Genomic DNA, 15,758 nt, shown 5'->3' with positions numbered 1-15,758 from the left:
CGACGCCATGAGCGGGCGAGCACTGTGAGCATCCACCTCGTCGGCGGCGGCTGGCCGATGATCGACGACGGGGCCGTCTACCGGGAGTTCCTCTCCGAGGCGGCTGAACGCGCACTACAGGCGGGCAGGCTCGAGGGGCCCCGCATCGCGATGATCCTGGTGCGCGACGGCGACGGCCCTGCGAAGTACGCCGAACTCATTGCGGGGCTCGCTACGATCACGGAGCTGCAGCCCGTGCCGATCCTCGCACCGGAGGGCGTCGCGATGGACGCAGCCGGCCTCGCCGAGGTCGACGGTATCCTCGTCTGGGGCGGGTTGACCCCCGCCTACCGTGACAGCGTCGCTCCTGCCTTCGGCGAGATCCGGCGCCAGGTCGCGGCGGGCGTGCCCTACCTCGGCTTCTCGGCCGGAGCGGCGATCGCGGCAGACGGGGCCCTCCTCGGCGGCTGGACGATCGGTGACGTTCCGGTCTGTCCGGAGGACGCCTCGGAGGAACTCGACGAAGTCACGTTCGGTGAGGGGCTCGGCCTGATCGACCTCGCCGTCGACGTGCACGCCGCCCAGTGGGGCACGCTCGCCCGCCTGATCGCGGCCACCGAGGCCGGGCTGACCGACGGCGGCATCGCCATCGACGAGCACACTGTGCTGATCGTGGGTGACGGCCCGCTCCGGGTGGTCGGCCGCGGGAGCGTCTGGACGGTGACCGACGACGACGGCAGTGTGAAGGTCGCCACGATGGGGGAGAGCTGAGCGAGGGCGGCGCCGCAACGCCCAAGGGTGCCGCAACGTCGAACGACTTCTCGCTCGACGACCTGGTCTCCGCCGGCAGAATGGACGCGGGGTGGGCGGAGGCGCTCGCCCCGGCAGCAGACACCTTGGCGTCTCTCGCCCTGTTCCTCGACGGGGAAGTCGCTGCAGGCGTCAGTTTCCTGCCCGCAGCCGAAGACGTTCTGCGCGCCTTCCGGCAGCCGCTCGCCGACGTGCGGGTGCTGATCGTCGGCCAGGACCCCTACCCGACCCCCGGGCATCCGATCGGCCTCTCCTTCGCCACCTCGCGCCACGTCAGGCCGCTGCCGCGGAGCCTGGTGAACATCTACCGGGAGCTGACGGATGACCTGGGTGTTCCCGCGCCGGTGCACGGCGACCTCACCAGCTGGACCGAGAACGGCGTGCTGCTGCTCAACAGGGTGCTCACGGTGCGGCCCGGCGAGGCCGGTTCGCACCGGGGCCGCGGCTGGGAGAGCGTCACCGAGCTCGCCATCCGGGCGCTGGTGGCTCGCGGCACACCGCTGGTCGCGATTCTCTGGGGAAAGGATGCCGCGAAGCTCCGGCCGCTGCTGGGTTCGGCGGCGGTCATCGAATCGGCGCACCCGAGCCCCCTCTCGGCGCGCCGCGGGTTCTTCGGATCCCGCCCCTTCAGTCGCGCGAACGAAGCACTCGAGCGCTGGGGGGTCGAGCCGATCGACTGGGCCCTCACCGATCAGCAGCCGAGCGCCTAGGCTTCAGAGCATGCTCGAAGAGGAATACCAGCCCAGGAGGAAGCTTCCTGTGAACCTGCGCCCGCCCGTGCCTCCGGAGCCGGTCTTCGAATACACGATCCGTAGGGCGACCGCGGCTGACATGCCCTACGTGCGGGAGATCTACAACCACTACGTCGCCAACACAGTGGTGACCTTCGACGAAGACGCCATGACGCTGAAGGAGTGGAAGCAGAAGTTCGCCTGGCTCTCAAAGCTCGACATGCCGTTCCTGGTCGCGATCTCGGGCAGCAACCAGGTGATCGGCTTCGCCTACGTGTCTCCGTGGAAGCAGAAGGCGGCCTATCGCCGAACCGTCGAGGACAGCATCTACCTGGGGCCGGCGGCGACTGGCAAGGGCCTCGGTAAGGCGCTGCTGAAAGAGCTGCTCGCAGAGGCCAAGGCGGCGAAGATCAAAGAGGTGCTGGCCGTCGTCGTCGACAAGGGTGCCGAGGGATCGATCCGCCTGCACGAGAGTTTCGGTTTCAAAGAGGTGGGCCGCCTCGGCAAGGTCGGCTTCAAGTTCAACCGCTGGCTCGGTACGGTGCTGCTGCAGAAGCACCTGAAGTGAGCTATTCGCCGACCGTGGTGATCGACGAAAGGAGTTACCTCGCCGCATCCGCATCCGCATCCGCATCCGCATCCGCGTCCGTGAGGCCACCGGCCTTCCAGACGACGGTTGCCCGCTGCCAGTCACCGGGCTGCGACTGTGCGTTCGTCATCCTTCCAGCGTAGGCCCCGCCGCTAGGCTCGGAACATGGCAGAGCTGCATGACCTCAGTGCCCTCGAACAGTGGCGTCTCCTCCAGCGGGGCGACATCGGGGTGGTCGAACTCACCGACCACTACCTCGCCCGCATCGAGCTTCTGAACCCTCTCGTCGGAGCGTTCCACGAAATCACGGCAGAGCGCGCCAGGGAGCGCGCCCGGTTCGTCGAGGAGCAGGTGCCGCGAACGACGACCCTCTGGGGCCTGCCGTTCGGCGACAAAGACCTCGTGCGACGTGCCGGGGTGCGCACCACGTTCGGCAGCCGGCTCTTCGCGGACTTCGTGCCGGACACGTCCGACGAGGCAGCTCTCGACATGGACGCTGCCGGGGGAGTGAGCCTCGGCAAGACCGCGACCCCCGAGTACGGGTTGGCCGGGTACACGGAGAACCTCGTCTTTCCGCCCACGCGGAACCCCTACGATCTCACCCTCGGGCCCGGCGGCTCGAGCGGTGGAGCGGCCGCGGCCGTGGCATCGGGCATGCTGCCGTTCGCGCCCGGCTCCGACGGGGGTGGCTCGATCCGCATCCCCGCCGCGGCGACCGGGCTCGTCGGGCTGAAACCGTCCCGCGGCCGGGTTCCGTCGGGTTCCGGGATCGGCGCCCTCGCAGGGCTGCCGGTGGGTGGTCCGCTGGCGCGCTCGGTGGCGGATGCTGCGCTGCTGCTCGACGGACTGATCAGTCCGAACGGAGCCCCGCAGCGCCAGCCCTACGCACTCCGGGCGCCCGAGAACACCGACGGACCGTTCCTGGGGGCTGCGATCCGGGGGGAGGGGCGCTTCCAGCTCGGGGTCATGCTCGACTCGCCGTGGGACGAGGCCTACGAGATCCTGATCGACCCGGAGGTGCGGGAGACGTTCGACCAGACCGTCGACCTGCTGCAGACGCTCGGCCACGGTACAGAGACCCTGCGGCTCGAGCCCGCACCCGAGTACGGGCCGGCGTTCCGCACGATCTGGCAGGCGGGCGCTGCTTCCATCCCGGCGGATGCGTCGACTGAGCACCTCCTCGGGCCCCTCACCCGCTGGCTGATGCACCGCGGGCGGTCGCTCGGCGCTGCAGAACTCACCTCTGCCCTGGCCACCCTGTCGAGCTTCGAACGGTCCGTCATCCGCCAGTTCGCGGGGTTCGACGCCATCGTGACTCCCGCACTCGCGCTGGCACCGCGGCCGGTGGGCTGGTTCGACCCCGAGGATGCCGAACGGAACTTCGAACAGCAGGTGCAGTACGCCCCGTTCAGCTCGTTCGTCAACGTCAGCGGGCTGCCGGCGATCACCCTTCCGGTGGGGGAGACGGCGTCGCACCTGCCGATCGGTGTACAACTCATCGGGCGGCCGGGTGGGGAGGCAACGCTGCTCTCGATCGCCCGTCAGCTCGAGCGGAGACTCCGGTGGGAGCTCGTGCGTCCGCCCCTCTGGTCTCTGCAGGCTGGGACGAACATATGAGGTAAGGCTATCCTCTTGCAGACGATGTAAGGCAAGCCTATGCTTATGACAAATGAGCGTACTGACGAATGGGCCCGAAGCACTGGCCGCTGTAGCGGCACTGTCGGCCCCGAAGACCCGATCCGTTCGGAGCGGTCGCCCCGCAGCCGGCGGCCGAATCCTTCTCGCTGCTGACGAGTCGTCGCTCGACGCGCTCGTCGACATGGTCGCCACGCTCTCCGAGTCGGCACGCGGGCAGGTCTTCGTAGAGGTCGCCTCGGCTGACGACATCGTGCTGCTGTCGACCCCCGAACTCGTGACCGTGGCCTGGCTGACCCGCGAGAGCCGCAGCGGCAATCCGGGTACGTCAAGGCGTTGTGCTCACGGCCAGGCCCTCGAACGAGCGGTCACCGCGTGGGTGAGCGAGATGCGCACCGGCGACGTCGAGCGTGACGGCGGCGAACTCACCGTCTGGGTCGAAGGCAGCGGCAGCCGCGTCTACGAACTCCGCCAGAGCCTCATCGAGACGCTCGGCCGCACCTCCGGCACCTCCACCGACAGCACCAGCGAGCTCGCCCGCTAGGAACAGCGCCCCAAAAGCCGCGCCCACGGAGCCGTGCTCGCGCGCGCATTTCCCGTTGCGCGCGGTGCTGACTCTCGGTCGGTAGTTTCCGCAGCGCGAGCGCGCCGCATCCGCGCATAATTCAGGACACGCGGGCCGCCACGCCCGTCTCATCCATGGCCCCGCGCCTGACCTGAATTATGCACGGGGGCTCGGGTCAGACAGGATGCCGCGAACCGTCATCGGTGCCGCGGCCCACCAGTGCGGGGCGCCTGGCTTCCGTACCGCGCCCGCGGAGCCGCGCCCGCGGAGCCGCGCCCGGCGGCGCTCACTGCGGGCTGCCGGTCGCGCGCTCCGACACGCTCCACAGCCGTGCCGCAAGAGCGGTGTCCCTGGCCCCAGACGACGTTCGGCCGTTGGGCTTGAACCCGTCGAAGTAGGTTCCGCTCGCGGATCCGACCTGCTCGACCGACGCGAGGTGGATGAGCGCCGCCGCACCCTCCTCGGGGCTCGAACCCAGGTTGCCATTGCCGACGGCGTGCGCGAGTTTCATCAGCCCGGTGTCGGCGGCGAACGAACTGGCCACGAATCCGGGATGGAACGCGTAGGCCTCGATCCCCGTCCCCGCCGTTCGGCGGGCGAGCTCCACCGTGAAGAGGATATTCGCGAGCTTCGCCGCGCAGTACGCCGGCCAGCCGCCGAGCCATGCCCGGTTGCGAAGGTCGAGGTCGCCCGGTCGCACCCGCCCAAAGATGTTGGCGGCCGACGCGGTCTGGATGACACGCACCGGGCCCGTCGCCGCACTCTCCCGCAGACGCGGCAGCAGCAGGCTGGTGAGCAGGAACGGCGAGAGGTGGTTCGACTGGATCGTGCGTTCGTGGCCGTCGGCCGCGAGGGCCCGCTTCTTCACCAGCCCGCCGGCGTTGTTCGCGAGAACGTCGATGCGCTCGTAGCGGTTCAGAAGGACATCCGCCAGCCTCCGGATGTCGTCGAACCGGTCGAAATCGGCGAGAAATGCTGTGCCGCCGATCCGTTCGGCGACCTCGCGGGTGCGATCCGGGTTGCGGCCCACGACGGCGACGTCTGCGCCTCGCGCGGCAAGCGCGGTTGCGGCCGCCCGCCCGATGCCCGAACTGGCCCCGGTGACGACGACCGTCCTGCCCACCATGTCGCCCATGTCGCCCAATCCACTCATGTCGCCCGTTCCGATCCCATCGCCCATCAGCGGTACCCGCCCGCTTCGAGTCCGGCCTCGACCTCGAAGCGGTTCTTCAGCGGATCGGTGCCCGCCAGAAAGTAGACCAGCGGAAACGTCAGGCCGTACGTCTTCCACTGGTGCCGGTGCACCTGCTCGTGTTCGAGCACCCTGTCACCGGCGTTCTGGTCGGTCAGGTAGACGCCGCCGATGCAGCTGCCGCCGCGCGAGAACGCCCAGGTCGGCACCCCGGTGAACACGAAGAGCCCGTTCACCCGGCGGATGCGGCCTGTGCTGAGAACAGCGCCCCAGACGACGCCGACCAGCGTCGCGTAGAGGTAACCGGCCCGCGCCACGGGCGGGGCGAGCAGCAGGGGCTTCAGGATGCCCGCCAGAACACGCACGAACACGGGTCAGTGACTCGACGCGTCGCGGCCGTAGGTCTCGAGCAGTCGGAGCCACACCTCGCTGATCGTGGGGTAGGAGGGGACCGCGTGCCAGAGGCGGTTCAGCGGAACCTCACCCACGACGGCGATCGTCGCCGAGTGCAGCAGTTCCGCGACATCCTGACCGACGAAGGTGACGCCGAGCACGACCTGTCGCTTCTCGTCGACCACCATCTTCGCGGTGCCCTCATACCCGTCAGCCGTGACGCTCGCGCCGGCGACCCAGCCGATGTTGTACTCGACGGCCTTCACCGTGTAGCCCGCCTTCGTGGCTGCGGCCTCCGTGAGCCCGACGGAGGCCACCTCGGGGTCGGTGAAGGTGACCTGCGGCACCGCTTCGTGGTCTGCGGTGGCGACATGCGCGCCCCAGGGCCCGGTCGACAGCGGCTTGCCGAGCGCCCGGGCGACGATGACGTCTCCGGCGGCGCGCGCCTGGTACTTGCCCTGGTGCGTCAGGAGAGCCCGGTGGTTGACGTCGCCGGTCGCGTAGAGCCACACGCCTCCGAGGGCGTCATTGTCACCTGGCGCGACCAGCATCGTGTCATCGACGGCGAGCCAGCTGTGCGCATCGAGGCCGATCGTGTCGAGGCCGAGGTCACCGGTGTTCGGAACCCGGCCGGTGGCCACGAGCAGTTCGTCGACAACGAGTTCGCTGCCGTCGTCGAGGGTGAGGGTGACTTCGCCACCGCTTCCGTCCCGGCTCACCCGGGTGGCCGAGACACCGATCTTCACGTCGGCACCGAGTTCGACGAGGGAGTCCCGCACCATCTCACCGGCGAACGGCTCCTGGTTGCTGAGGAGCGCGCTGCGGGAGAGCACGGTGACCTCCGAACCGAGCGAGGCGTAGGCCGTCGCCATCTCCGCCCCCACGACGCCGCCGCCCATGATCGCGAGCCGGGCCGGGATCGAGGTGGCAGAGGTGGCCTCGCGGCTGGTCCACGGTGCCGAGTCGCGAAGCCCCGGGATTTCGGGCAGCAGCGCCGCCGAACCCGTGGAGACGACGATGGCGTGCCGGGCGGTGAGCTCCGAGACCTTCCCCTGGGCATCCGTCACCGACAGTGTCTTGACGCCGGTGAACCGGGCGTGCCCGCGCACCAGGGTGATGCCTGCGCCGTCGACCCACTCGGCCTGGCTGTCGTCCTTGTAGTCGTTCACCGTCTTGTTGCGACGATTCAGAACGGCCTGCACGTCGATGTCACCGGTGATGGCCTCGCGGGCACCGCCGACCTTCTGGGCGGCCCGGAGAACCGCTCCGCTTCGAAGGAGTGCCTTCGAGGGCATGCAGGCCCAGTAGGAGCACTCGCCACCCACCAGTTCGGCCTCCACCAGAGCGGCGCTCAGCCCGCCCTGCACGACCCGGTCTGCAACGTTCTCACCGATCGCGCCGGCACCGATGACGATGACGTCGAAGGTAGTCTCTGCGGGGGTTGCGGATGACGACATGGGGATCCTTTCAACGTGCCGTGGCCGAGCCTCGGCGTGGTACAGGTTGTTCGTTCAGACTAGCCGCGCCGATGGGTCACCGGCCCACGAACACGGCGGGCTTGCGCTGGAGGAAGGCCTCCATTCCGATTCGGGAATCCTCGCTGCCCGCGAGAGCCACTAGAGCCGGCTGGAGCCCCTCTTCTGCGGCCGCATCGCCGAGGCGCACGGCGGTGCGGGCGTTCCGGAGAGTCGCCTGCACCGCAAGCGGGGCCTGGGCGGCCACCCGTTCGGCGATCGCCAGGGCACGGTCGAACTGCTCACCGTCGACGGTCACCTCCTGCACCAACCCGATCCGGTGCGCCTCGCGGGCGTCGAAGAGGTCGCCGGTGAGCATCCACCGCATGGCATTCCCCCAGCCGGCAGCGCGCGGGAAACGGAGTGTTGCACCGCCGAAGGGCAGGATGCCCCGCGTCACCTCGAGCTGGCCGAACCTCGTCGACTCGGCCGCGACGGTGATGTCGGCGGCCAGCATCAGCTCGATCCCGAGCGTGAAACAGCTGCCCTGCACGGCCACGACGACCGGTTTCGAGAGCTGCTGGCCGTTCACCTGCCAGGGATGGATGCCGCCCTCCGGCACGAAGTCGAGGCCGGTGCCGGGGCTGGCGTCAGGGCCCAGGCCGGCGCCCGCGCTCGCATCGCTTTCCGTACCGCCGCCGATCCGCGGACCGATGTCGGCGAGGTCGAGCCCTGCGGTGAAGTGCTCGCCGACGGCGTAAACCAGCCCCACCCGGAGCTCCGCGTCCCGCTCCAACTCCCCGTAGGCGGCGGCCAGCTCCTGCAGCATCGCGAAGTCAGCGGCGTTCCGCTTCTCGGGGCGATTCAGGCCCATCAGCAGCACGTGGCCGCGGCGTTCGACGATGATGCGCGTAGTCATCCTGCGATGCTAGCCCCCCAGCATCCACGGGTCAGAGCGGGCGGGTCAGAGCGTGCGGGTCAGCGCCGAGATGATCCGCAGCACTGCTGACAGGTCGTCGGATGCCGCGTCGGGGCTCGAGGGTGCGAACTGGGTGATGCCGGCGCCGGCCAGGGGGAAGCGCTGCCGCACGGCCGCGATGTTCGCCACCAGGGTCGCCACGCTGATCCCGAAGGGCTCGGGGTAACTGAGCGCGGCGATCTCCGCCGGATCGAGAACGTCGAGGTCGACGTGCAGGTAGACCTCCGTCGCGCCCGTCCCCTCGAGCGCAGCCACGAGCGCCGAACCGTCTCCCAGCCCGTCGACCGGCACCCACGGGATGCCCAGCCGGGCGATGAAGTCCTCTTCCTCGTCGTCGACAGAGCGCACCCCCGCGAGCACCACCCGGGTGGCGTCGAGCGTCTCGTCGACGAGCGGCACCAGCAGTTCGGGGCCGTCACCGAGGAGCGTGCGGAGCACCATCCCAGAGAAGGCCCCCGGCACGGGGGAGCCGGGCGTCATCAGGTCGGCGTGGGCATCCAGCCACACCACCGCAAGCGTGCCGCCCGACCGGGCCGCACGACCCATTGCGGCGGAGATCGGCGCGAGTTCCACCCCGCAGTCACCGCCGATCGTCACCACGATGCCGGGACCGAGGTCGCCCTGGTGGGCATCCGGAGCCGTGAGCGCCGCCAGGGCGATCTCGACGGAATCCCTGACACTCATGATGGCGCTGACCCGCGCGACCCCGCTGTCGAGGCTCTCGCCGGCACCGAGCGGAACCTCGACGCGCCGGGTGACGGCCTGCGGCAGGTCTCCCTGGATCGCGTCGGCACCATCGATCAACTGCATGGCACGGGACGAACCCGAGCCCTGCCATTCGGGAACGATCAGAAACGTTGCGTGCACATGACCCAGTGTGGCACGGCCGCTCTGTTTCGCTTCGTTACGTGCTCGTTGTCGTCACCGGGCCGGGTGCGTTTGACTGGTACCCGAACGAGAACCACTGAGCGGCGGGTAACACCACCCACCCCACACGACAGGAGGCGAACGGATGACCGGCAGGAGCCCGCACGCCGACCAGCGCCCTCACCTCGCTGTCGTCGAGGTCACCCGCTTCCGCCCCCGCGACACCGAGTACCACGCCTACGTCGACATGCTGAACTCGCGGGTGGCCGCCGAGGCCGAAGCGCAGGGCTTCCGCGTGACACGCACGGGCGCCGCGGATGTCGCCACCGCCCAGCTGCTCGCCCTCACCGACTCCGCCGAGGCGATCGTCATCATGGGCGGCGAGGACATCGCGCCGCGCTTCTACGATGGCTCGCTGTCCTATCCCGCCCAGGGACAGCACTTCGAGACGGCCGACGAGGGCCAGCTCGCCCTCGTGCGCCGCGCATTCGGCCGGGGAACCCCGCTGCTCGGCATCTGCCGTGGACACCAGATCATCAACGTGGCCTTCGGCGGCACCCTGCAGCAGGACATCGGCGACGACACCATCCACAAGAACCTCGGGGCCCCGGTCTCGCGGGCGATGGCCGGTCATCCGGTCGATCTGGCCGAGGGCAGCGACCTCGCCCGTGCGCTCCGCGCGCAGTCGGTGCAGGTGCAGAGCGCCCATCACCAGTCGATCGACGAGCTCGGATCAGGCCTGGTCGTCGTCGGCACCGCACCCGACGGATCGCCGGAGGCCGTCGAGCACCGTTCGGCTCCGATCACCGGCGTGCAGTTCCACCCCGAAGACCCGGGGGCTCCGGATGGCCAGCTGGCGTCACTCGTCGCGGAACTCGGCAGAGCCGTTCGCCAGGACAGCGGGGCGATCAGCCTCAGCGCGTGAGCGAACCGACGGTTCCGGTGATGCCCCGGATCGCTCCGGTTGAGGTGAAGGCCGGGTCGCGGAACGCCGGGCCCGCGAGCTGGGGGGAGGCGGCCCGCCGGTCTGAGCCGAGGTCGGCCCGGCGCGAGATGCGCCCCACGATCACGGCGACGGGCACCGAGATGACCGCCCAGGCGGCGACGGCGATGACGACGATGAGAAATGCCATGGTGTGCTCCCTACAGACTGGTCATTGGCTGATGACCACTGCGGCGAGTCGACAGTACAACCCGGCGCTGGGTCATGTGGTGCGATGCCAACCTATGCCCCTTTGGGGGGTAAGAACTGCCTCTTCCGCTAATTGCGTCGGCGTGTTGCGAAACTGCCTCGTCTGTGGATCACGAACAGTTGCCGACCTGCAGCGGTACCCGCGGGTAGTCCGCCGGTGGAGTTGGCGTCTCGCGGAAGTTGCCCGCGAAGACCAGTCGCCACTCACCGGGCGCGATGGCCGTCGACGGGGAGACAGGATATTCGGCTGTGTTCCCGCGCACGGTGATGTGCAGCGTACCTGTTTCGTCGGCGCGGCCATCGCCGCGGAAGGTGAAACTCGTCGGGCCGCCGGTCTGTTCGCTGTGCGCCGTACCGAATTCACCGGGGATCAGACCGCTGACTGTGACGAGCAGCCCGGCACCGGTGCCGCTGACCAGGTCGGCCGGCTCCACGCAAGCCAGGGCTGAGATCGTGACCTGGTCTGACGGCAGGTATGCGATCGACAGGGGAGCGCTGAGCACGACCGGATCGGCGCGACCCGATTCGGAACTCTCGTCGGCGGGGCCTCCCACAGGGTCGACGCGCACGAATGTGCCCAGCATGAAGCCGCTCTCGCCGCTGTCGGTGAAGTTCTCAGGGAAGACGTCTGGAGTCCACGTGACGCTCGCCCGGCCGGAGTCGTCGGTCGTGACCCTGACAGGGCTGCTCAACACAGAGAAGTACCCGTCGGGGGTCTTCGACTCACCTCTGTATCGGGCATCCGTCCGCACCTCGTAGTCCGTGTCCGGAGCGAGCCCGAAGAGGCCTGCGGTGAGCCCGCTTCCCCAGCTCGGGGCCGTGAAGGTCGTGGTGGATGTCGCAACCGACGGCCCCGCAGGCGCGGGTGGAGTCGACGGGGCGGTCGTGGCCGGCGGGATGGTCGCGGTCCCGGTCGGGCGCGGCGGGGCCTCGGTCGGCGTCGGGCTGGCCGTCGGCGTTGCCCCCGGGAACAGGTTCGGCCCGAACCCCAGCGCGAGAGCACCTCCGGCGGTGCCGACACCGAGCACAACCAATGCGGCCACGACCACAGCCCCCCAGCGGAAGCGTCTCTTCGGAACCGCGCTCGCCGCCGGCAGCACCGGCTGTAGTGAGGGGGCAGGCGTTCGCGGCTCGGCCGCAGCGAGCACGTTCCCGGTCATCCGGGCGATGAGCTCGTCGAGTTCCTCGCCGCTCGGTGGATCATGCCTCATTTTCGGTCACCGCCTTCCGGAGTCTGCTGCGCGATCGGGAGACCCGCTGTCGCACGGCTCCCACCGTGATACCGAGATGCTCGGAGGCCTCGGCGTAGCTCCGGCCCTCGATGAGACAGAGTTCTGTGACGCTTCGGTCGAGCGGGGAGAGCAGGGCGATCTCCTGCATCACCCAGCGGAGCCGGTCGCGAGCCTCGCCGTCGTCGTCTGTCACCAGGAGGTCGCTGGGAAGCTCCTCAGTGGATTGCCGATAGTGCGCCCTGTTCACATTCAGGGCCAGATAGCGGCAGGTGGCGAGCAGCCACGGCAGCAGGGAGTCGTCCACGAGCGCGATCGTCTCGGCTCGCCGCCAGGTGGTCAGGAACGTGTCCTGCACGACCTCCTCGACGTCGGCAGCGTTGCCGACGAGCGCCCACGCATACCGGGTGACCGGGCGGGCATGGCGCGCCAGAAGGGCGGCCAGCGCGCTGCGATCGTTGCCGACCACGCCCGCGAGCAACTCGCCGTCAGAGACATCCACCCCGGTCATCCATACCCCCGCCCTCACAACAAGGATGTCCGGCGGAGGCCGAGAATCACAAACCCGTGGCATCCGAATTTTTCCGGCGTGGTCTTCCGTGCCGGGTTCTGTAGGCTCAGAGCTCGACGCTCCGAGATTCGCGAAGGAGGGCCATGCGCCGGTTGATCCTCGCGATCCTGCTGGCGCTCGCCCTCACGTCGTGCTCGTCGTCTACGCCGGTTCCCGGCAGCGCGCCGACGGATGTCGCATCCGAGGCCCAGCCGGACGTTCTGATCCTCGGTGACTCGTACACCGCGGGCGAGGGTGCCGAGAATCCGACCGACGGGTACGCCTACCGGGTCGGCCCGGCCCTCGGCTGGCACGTGACCGTCGACGGGGTCGGTGGAACCGGGTACGTGAACCCGAACCACGCGATGGGCAACTACCGCACCCGTCTCGCAGCATCCGGCTACGGAGACACGTTCGACATCGTGCTCATCGAAGGCGGCACGAACGACCAGGGTGCCTCTGCCGACGGGTTCTCGGCCGCCGTCGACGACACGCTCGCGGCGTTCGGCCAGCGCTTCCCGAGCGCCCGGATCATCCTTCTCGGCCTGTTCTCGTGGGAGGACGCCATCACGCCGGAGAAGTCCGCCGTGAACTCGGCACTCCGGGCGGCCGCCGATTCGCACGGGCTCGAGTTCGTCGACCCGCTCACCGGCCGATGGTTCACCGCGAGCGACAGGGCGACACTGATCAATCCCGCGAACGACCACCCCAACGCGGCAGGGTACGAGGTCATGGCGGCGCGGCTGGTAGATGACCTTCGGGCGGGCGCTGCCCCGACATTCGAGCCTGCGCGTCGCGGCCGCTGAGCCCATTCACTGAGAAGTGGCCCCAGGCAGATTCGAACTGCCGCCCCTGCCTCCGGAGGGCGAAATCGCACTGATTGGCCACGGTCAATCCCGCAGAGATCGCCCAAAGTACGGCAACTTTGGGTCACACCGTGGCTCGTCAGTCTCGGCTAGTTTGCGTCGGATGTTGCCAAAATGTTGCCAACGGGTCACTTACCCGCGATGAAGCTTTCGAGATCGCGCCTACGCACCCGCATCTTTGGTCGACCGTGACCGAGCTCAACAGTCGGAAGCTCTCCGGCTCGAATGATGTCATACACGTAGTCGATCGAAGTCTCCAAGACCTCGGCCACCCGACGCACTGAAAGCAATTGCAGAGGGTCGTGAGACAGAGTCTCGTGTTTTTTGCTGGGGGCAGCGGAAATCTCTTTTCGGACGATTTCTCTGATTGCTTGCTCGATGGTCATGAGAGCATCATCGGGCACCTATTGACCCTTTTCGTGGGTACGTGGCCCTGTTTTGCGTGGGTACAAAGTGATCGGTGGGTACGCGCGATTTCTGTTCCTGCTCGAACCGCCCCGCTGGCCAGCGGCCACTAAGGATCGAGCGCGTCATTCGACGGTCTGAATCGGCAACTCGGGGGTACCTCGTGTACCCACTTGTACCCACTCACCGATTCCTGCACTAGGGGAGAGGGATATTGGAAGCTCGCGGGCTTCCCGTGGCTCGCGCTCGGGAAAAATTGCATAGTCCATCCGGTACGTCGTGGGCGTGCCTGCTCTGGCAGGCTCTACTCATGCAGTCACATCCGGCATTCGAACCACCCGCTGACAATTCTCATCTCTGGCGGTATATGGACTTTGTCAAGTACATGTCCTTGCTGACAACCTCTAACCTGCACTTCTCACGCAGTGATCTCCTTGGCGACCCGTTCGAAGGAGCGTTGCCCAACGTGGTAGCGCGCCAGCGCGACCTTGCCCGCCAGTCCAACAGGGACGTGACGGTCAATGCCTGGAACGTTACCCACTATGGGCCGCACCTGAGGTTCCGGAACTACGTCTCGTGTTGGTACGAATCAGAATATGAGTCTGCTGCAATGTGGAACCTGTATGGCGGCCTTTCGGGAGCGGTGGCCATATCGACGACTTTCGAGCGGATATCTCAAGCGCTTCCATCCGCTCACGATCCGTTCTCTTCGATCTCCCCACCCTTCGCCGGAAGGGTGAAGTACATCGACTACGACACTGGCCAATTCCCGACCAACAATGGCTTCATTCCATTTCTTTACAAGAGGAAGAGCTTCGAACACGAGCGCGAGGTCCGCATCATCTTCAGTAGCGTTGCGCGCGGCGAAGAAGACCCTTACGAACGCGACAACGCCGTACTGGCCAGATCTCAACCAAGGGCGATGAGTCTCCCTGTAGACCTGTCCCTGCTGATCGAAAATGTATTTGTGCATCCGGGTTCGGACGAGTGGTTTCGACGCCTTGTCGAGTCTGTCAGTCACAAGTACGGAGTTAAGGTGCACGCGCGGCAGTCCAAGATCGCTGATGATCCTGTCTATTAGGCCAAGGCCGCCGGTGACGCTAGTGCCTGCTCGTAGCCGCAGTGGGCGGCTCGTTAATCGGGCGAGGTTTCATTGACCCACTCACTTGCGATCGTCAGTAGATGATCAATCCACGTAGGGGACATCAGCAACTTGTAGTCGGGGGCGCCTCCTGCCCTTATCGCCAAGGTGCCTGAGTGGATCCCGGTCATCCAGTCGATGTCGATCGGGAGATCTCCAGTGTGAACGAGTTCGTTCCGCATCCAGTGGTAGAGCAGATCGTTGATGTCTGTGACTTGGTTTCGGAATTCCACTTGCCGTATTGGGGAGTAATAACGGTCGGTGAGGAATTTCGTGAATGCTTCGCGATTCGACACGTTCGGCCTTACCACTCTCGCGGCTGCGGCGATGGCCACACACGCGGTGAGCATGGCACCCTCAAGCCGGTCCGCACGCAAGAGAATGCGGCTGTCCTCCACTCGATCCAAAACGCTCATACGTGACCTCCGCCATGATCGTAGTTCACGGCTGCTCCTGGCCTAGGCTTCGAGCATGGATCAGATCGAACGGGTACGAGTTCTGGTGGAGGCCGCGATGCGGGCGCTGGAAGACAATAAATCTTCTACGACCTCAGTTGCGCTGTTGACGCCGACCGAAAATGGTACCAATGTTGCCGATTGAAAACGGTGCCACGTGGTGTGTTTAGTTTGTCGTAGTGGTGAGGGTTTTGTGTCCTCGGAGCCGGTAGCTGGTGCCTTTGAGGCTGAGGACGTCGGCGTGGTGCACGACCCGGTCGATCATCGCTGACGCGATCGTGGGGTCACCGAAGACATCGCCCCACCGCCCGAAGGGCAGGTTGCTGGTGAGGATCAGGGAGGCGTGTTCGTACCGGGACGACACGAGCTGGAAGAACAGGTTCGCTGCGTCCTGGTCGAACGGGACGTAACCGACTTCGTCCACGATCAGCAGGCTGTAGCGCCGCAGCCGGCTGAGTTCGGTGGCGAGCTTGCCGCGTGAGTGTGCTTCCTGAAGCCTCGTGACCCACCCGTTCGCGGTGTCGAACAAGACCCGGTGCCCGGTCTTCGCGGCCTTGATCCCGAGCCCGATCGCGAGGTGTGTCTTCCCGGTGCCGGGCGGTCCGAGGAGGATGACGTTCTTCGCTTCCTGGAGGTAGCTGCTCGTGCCGAGGTGCGCGATCAGGGTGCGGTCCGCTCCCGGCTGGTGCTCGAAGTTGAACTCCTCGAGCGTCTTGATCCCCGGGA

The 15,758-nt window shown here is 67.4% G+C and carries 20 protein-coding genes; 9 read left to right on the top strand and 11 right to left on the bottom strand.

The genetic code is table 11. From position 1 onward, the window contains the following. Positions 1-24 precede the first annotated feature (24 nt). The 5 genes from B7R22_RS10010 (at position 25) to B7R22_RS09990 (ending at position 4,288) form a co-directional block, all read left to right on the top strand. Positions 25-750, top strand: a complete 726-nt coding sequence (locus tag B7R22_RS10010; RefSeq protein ID WP_116411610.1) for a peptidase S51 — start codon at positions 25-27, stop codon at positions 748-750. 80 nt (positions 751-830) lie between these two features. Further along, the gene (locus B7R22_RS10005) at positions 831-1,499 is read left to right on the top strand and encodes a uracil-DNA glycosylase (protein WP_116411609.1); all 669 of its coding nucleotides are present in this window, start codon (positions 831-833) and stop codon (positions 1,497-1,499) included. Positions 1,500-1,509: 10 nt separating this feature from the next. Continuing rightward, positions 1,510-2,088, top strand: coding sequence for a GNAT family N-acetyltransferase (locus B7R22_RS10000; protein ID WP_116411608.1), 579 nt, complete (start codon positions 1,510-1,512; stop codon positions 2,086-2,088). A 186-nt stretch (positions 2,089-2,274) separates the two neighbouring features. Continuing rightward, on the top strand, positions 2,275-3,726 hold the full coding sequence (locus B7R22_RS09995) for an amidase (protein ID WP_116411607.1): 1,452 nt from the start codon (positions 2,275-2,277) through the stop codon (positions 3,724-3,726). Positions 3,727-3,778: 52 nt separating this feature from the next. Continuing rightward, a complete protein-coding gene (locus B7R22_RS09990) occupies positions 3,779-4,288 on the top strand; it encodes an SIP domain-containing protein (RefSeq protein WP_116411606.1) in 510 nt (169 codons plus the stop codon). Positions 4,289-4,595: 307 nt separating this feature from the next. Here B7R22_RS09990 and B7R22_RS09985 read toward each other — a convergent pair whose 3' ends face one another. From B7R22_RS09985 to B7R22_RS09965, 5 genes are all read right to left on the bottom strand, one after another. Continuing rightward, complete coding sequence (locus tag B7R22_RS09985; protein ID WP_253258999.1) at positions 4,596-5,489, bottom strand: SDR family NAD(P)-dependent oxidoreductase; 894 nt, start codon at positions 5,487-5,489, stop codon at positions 4,596-4,598. Then, positions 5,489-5,872: a Fe-S oxidoreductase gene (locus B7R22_RS09980; protein ID WP_253258998.1), complete on the bottom strand. Its 384-nt coding sequence runs from the start codon at positions 5,870-5,872 to the stop codon at positions 5,489-5,491. The genes B7R22_RS09985 and B7R22_RS09980 overlap by 1 nt, the downstream gene beginning before the upstream one ends. A gap of 3 nt (positions 5,873-5,875) precedes the next feature. Next, the gene (locus tag B7R22_RS09975) at positions 5,876-7,351 is read right to left on the bottom strand and encodes a dihydrolipoyl dehydrogenase family protein (RefSeq protein ID WP_116411605.1); all 1,476 of its coding nucleotides are present in this window, start codon (positions 7,349-7,351) and stop codon (positions 5,876-5,878) included. A gap of 76 nt (positions 7,352-7,427) precedes the next feature. Continuing rightward, positions 7,428-8,267, bottom strand: coding sequence for a crotonase/enoyl-CoA hydratase family protein (locus B7R22_RS09970; RefSeq protein WP_116411604.1), 840 nt, complete (start codon positions 8,265-8,267; stop codon positions 7,428-7,430). Between the two features lie 45 nt (positions 8,268-8,312). Further along, positions 8,313-9,194 (bottom strand): arginase family protein, encoded by an 882-nt coding sequence (locus B7R22_RS09965; protein ID WP_172582295.1) that lies wholly within the window; start codon positions 9,192-9,194, stop codon positions 8,313-8,315. Between the two features lie 145 nt (positions 9,195-9,339). Between B7R22_RS09965 and B7R22_RS09960 the strand changes: the two genes are divergently transcribed. Further along, positions 9,340-10,119 carry a gamma-glutamyl-gamma-aminobutyrate hydrolase family protein gene (locus B7R22_RS09960; RefSeq protein ID WP_116411603.1) on the top strand — a complete coding sequence of 260 codons (780 nt, stop codon included), beginning with the start codon at positions 9,340-9,342 and terminating at the stop codon, positions 10,117-10,119. Here the strand turns inward: B7R22_RS09960 and B7R22_RS09955 are convergent. The 3 genes from B7R22_RS09955 to B7R22_RS09945 form a co-directional block, all read right to left on the bottom strand. After that, on the bottom strand, positions 10,109-10,327 hold the full coding sequence (locus B7R22_RS09955) for a hypothetical protein (RefSeq protein WP_116411602.1): 219 nt from the start codon (positions 10,325-10,327) through the stop codon (positions 10,109-10,111). The two genes, B7R22_RS09960 and B7R22_RS09955, sit on opposite strands and share 11 nt — an antisense overlap. Positions 10,328-10,496: 169 nt before the next feature. Then, positions 10,497-11,597, bottom strand: coding sequence for a hypothetical protein (locus B7R22_RS09950; RefSeq protein ID WP_116411601.1), 1,101 nt, complete (start codon positions 11,595-11,597; stop codon positions 10,497-10,499). After that, positions 11,587-12,126 carry an RNA polymerase sigma factor gene (locus tag B7R22_RS09945; RefSeq protein WP_116411600.1) on the bottom strand — a complete coding sequence of 180 codons (540 nt, stop codon included), beginning with the start codon at positions 12,124-12,126 and terminating at the stop codon, positions 11,587-11,589. The genes B7R22_RS09950 and B7R22_RS09945 overlap by 11 nt, the downstream gene beginning before the upstream one ends. Before the next feature lie 143 nt (positions 12,127-12,269). On the opposite strand from B7R22_RS09945, the gene B7R22_RS09940 reads away from it, so the two are divergent. Beyond that, positions 12,270-12,971, top strand: a complete 702-nt coding sequence (locus B7R22_RS09940; RefSeq protein ID WP_116411599.1) for an SGNH/GDSL hydrolase family protein — start codon at positions 12,270-12,272, stop codon at positions 12,969-12,971. A gap of 188 nt (positions 12,972-13,159) precedes the next feature. On the opposite strand, the gene B7R22_RS09935 is transcribed toward B7R22_RS09940, so the two are convergent. After that, entirely contained in the window at positions 13,160-13,417 is a 258-nt protein-coding gene (locus B7R22_RS09935) for a helix-turn-helix domain-containing protein (protein ID WP_116411598.1), read from the bottom strand. Positions 13,418-13,746: 329 nt separating this feature from the next. Here B7R22_RS09935 and B7R22_RS09930 point away from each other — a divergent pair, with 329 nt between their 5' ends. Then, entirely contained in the window at positions 13,747-14,517 is a 771-nt protein-coding gene (locus tag B7R22_RS09930; RefSeq protein ID WP_147305348.1) for a DUF2971 domain-containing protein, read from the top strand. 53 nt (positions 14,518-14,570) lie between these two features. On the opposite strand, the gene B7R22_RS09925 is transcribed toward B7R22_RS09930, so the two are convergent. Further along, complete coding sequence (locus B7R22_RS09925) at positions 14,571-14,993, bottom strand: hypothetical protein (protein WP_116411596.1); 423 nt, start codon at positions 14,991-14,993, stop codon at positions 14,571-14,573. A gap of 55 nt (positions 14,994-15,048) precedes the next feature. Here B7R22_RS09925 and B7R22_RS20085 point away from each other — a divergent pair, with 55 nt between their 5' ends. Next, the gene (locus B7R22_RS20085) at positions 15,049-15,177 is read left to right on the top strand and encodes a hypothetical protein (protein WP_301182611.1); all 129 of its coding nucleotides are present in this window, start codon (positions 15,049-15,051) and stop codon (positions 15,175-15,177) included. Between the two features lie 21 nt (positions 15,178-15,198). Here the strand turns inward: B7R22_RS20085 and istB are convergent. Next, a partial coding sequence (gene istB, locus B7R22_RS09920; RefSeq protein WP_116411595.1) for an IS21-like element helper ATPase IstB occupies positions 15,199-15,758 on the bottom strand: 560 nt, incomplete at its 5' end.

It is taken from the genome of Subtercola boreus (assembly GCF_003399635.1).
Classification (GTDB): Bacteria; Actinomycetota; Actinomycetes; order Actinomycetales; family Microbacteriaceae; genus Subtercola; species Subtercola boreus_B.
Note: the sequence above shows the minus strand (reverse complement) of the source record. Positions and strands in the feature narration are given on the sequence as shown.

Bases quoted from the DNA above. Each gene is read 5' to 3' on its own strand.
- B7R22_RS10005 (WP_116411609.1), top strand. From the start codon at position 831: ATGGACGCGGGGTGGGCGGAGGCGCTCGCCCCGGCAGCAGACACCTTG.
- B7R22_RS10000 (WP_116411608.1), top strand. From the start codon at position 1,510: ATGCTCGAAGAGGAATACCAGCCCAGGAGGAAGCTTCCTGTGAACCTG.
- B7R22_RS09995 (WP_116411607.1), top strand. From the start codon at position 2,275: ATGGCAGAGCTGCATGACCTCAGTGCCCTCGAACAGTGGCGTCTCCTC.
- B7R22_RS09990 (WP_116411606.1), top strand. From the start codon at position 3,779: ATGAGCGTACTGACGAATGGGCCCGAAGCACTGGCCGCTGTAGCGGCA.
- B7R22_RS09985 (WP_253258999.1), bottom strand. From the start codon at position 5,489: ATGGGCGATGGGATCGGAACGGGCGACATGAGTGGATTGGGCGACATG.
- B7R22_RS09975 (WP_116411605.1), bottom strand. From the start codon at position 7,351: ATGTCGTCATCCGCAACCCCCGCAGAGACTACCTTCGACGTCATCGTC.
- B7R22_RS09970 (WP_116411604.1), bottom strand. From the start codon at position 8,267: ATGACTACGCGCATCATCGTCGAACGCCGCGGCCACGTGCTGCTGATG.
- B7R22_RS09960 (WP_116411603.1), top strand. From the start codon at position 9,340: ATGACCGGCAGGAGCCCGCACGCCGACCAGCGCCCTCACCTCGCTGTC.
- B7R22_RS09955 (WP_116411602.1), bottom strand. From the start codon at position 10,327: ATGGCATTTCTCATCGTCGTCATCGCCGTCGCCGCCTGGGCGGTCATC.
- B7R22_RS09950 (WP_116411601.1), bottom strand. From the start codon at position 11,597: ATGAGGCATGATCCACCGAGCGGCGAGGAACTCGACGAGCTCATCGCC.
- B7R22_RS09945 (WP_116411600.1), bottom strand. From the start codon at position 12,126: ATGACCGGGGTGGATGTCTCTGACGGCGAGTTGCTCGCGGGCGTGGTC.
- B7R22_RS09940 (WP_116411599.1), top strand. From the start codon at position 12,270: ATGCGCCGGTTGATCCTCGCGATCCTGCTGGCGCTCGCCCTCACGTCG.
- B7R22_RS09935 (WP_116411598.1), bottom strand. From the start codon at position 13,417: ATGACCATCGAGCAAGCAATCAGAGAAATCGTCCGAAAAGAGATTTCC.
- B7R22_RS09930 (WP_147305348.1), top strand. From the start codon at position 13,747: ATGCAGTCACATCCGGCATTCGAACCACCCGCTGACAATTCTCATCTC.
- B7R22_RS09925 (WP_116411596.1), bottom strand. From the start codon at position 14,993: ATGAGCGTTTTGGATCGAGTGGAGGACAGCCGCATTCTCTTGCGTGCG.
- B7R22_RS20085 (WP_301182611.1), top strand. From the start codon at position 15,049: ATGGATCAGATCGAACGGGTACGAGTTCTGGTGGAGGCCGCGATGCGG.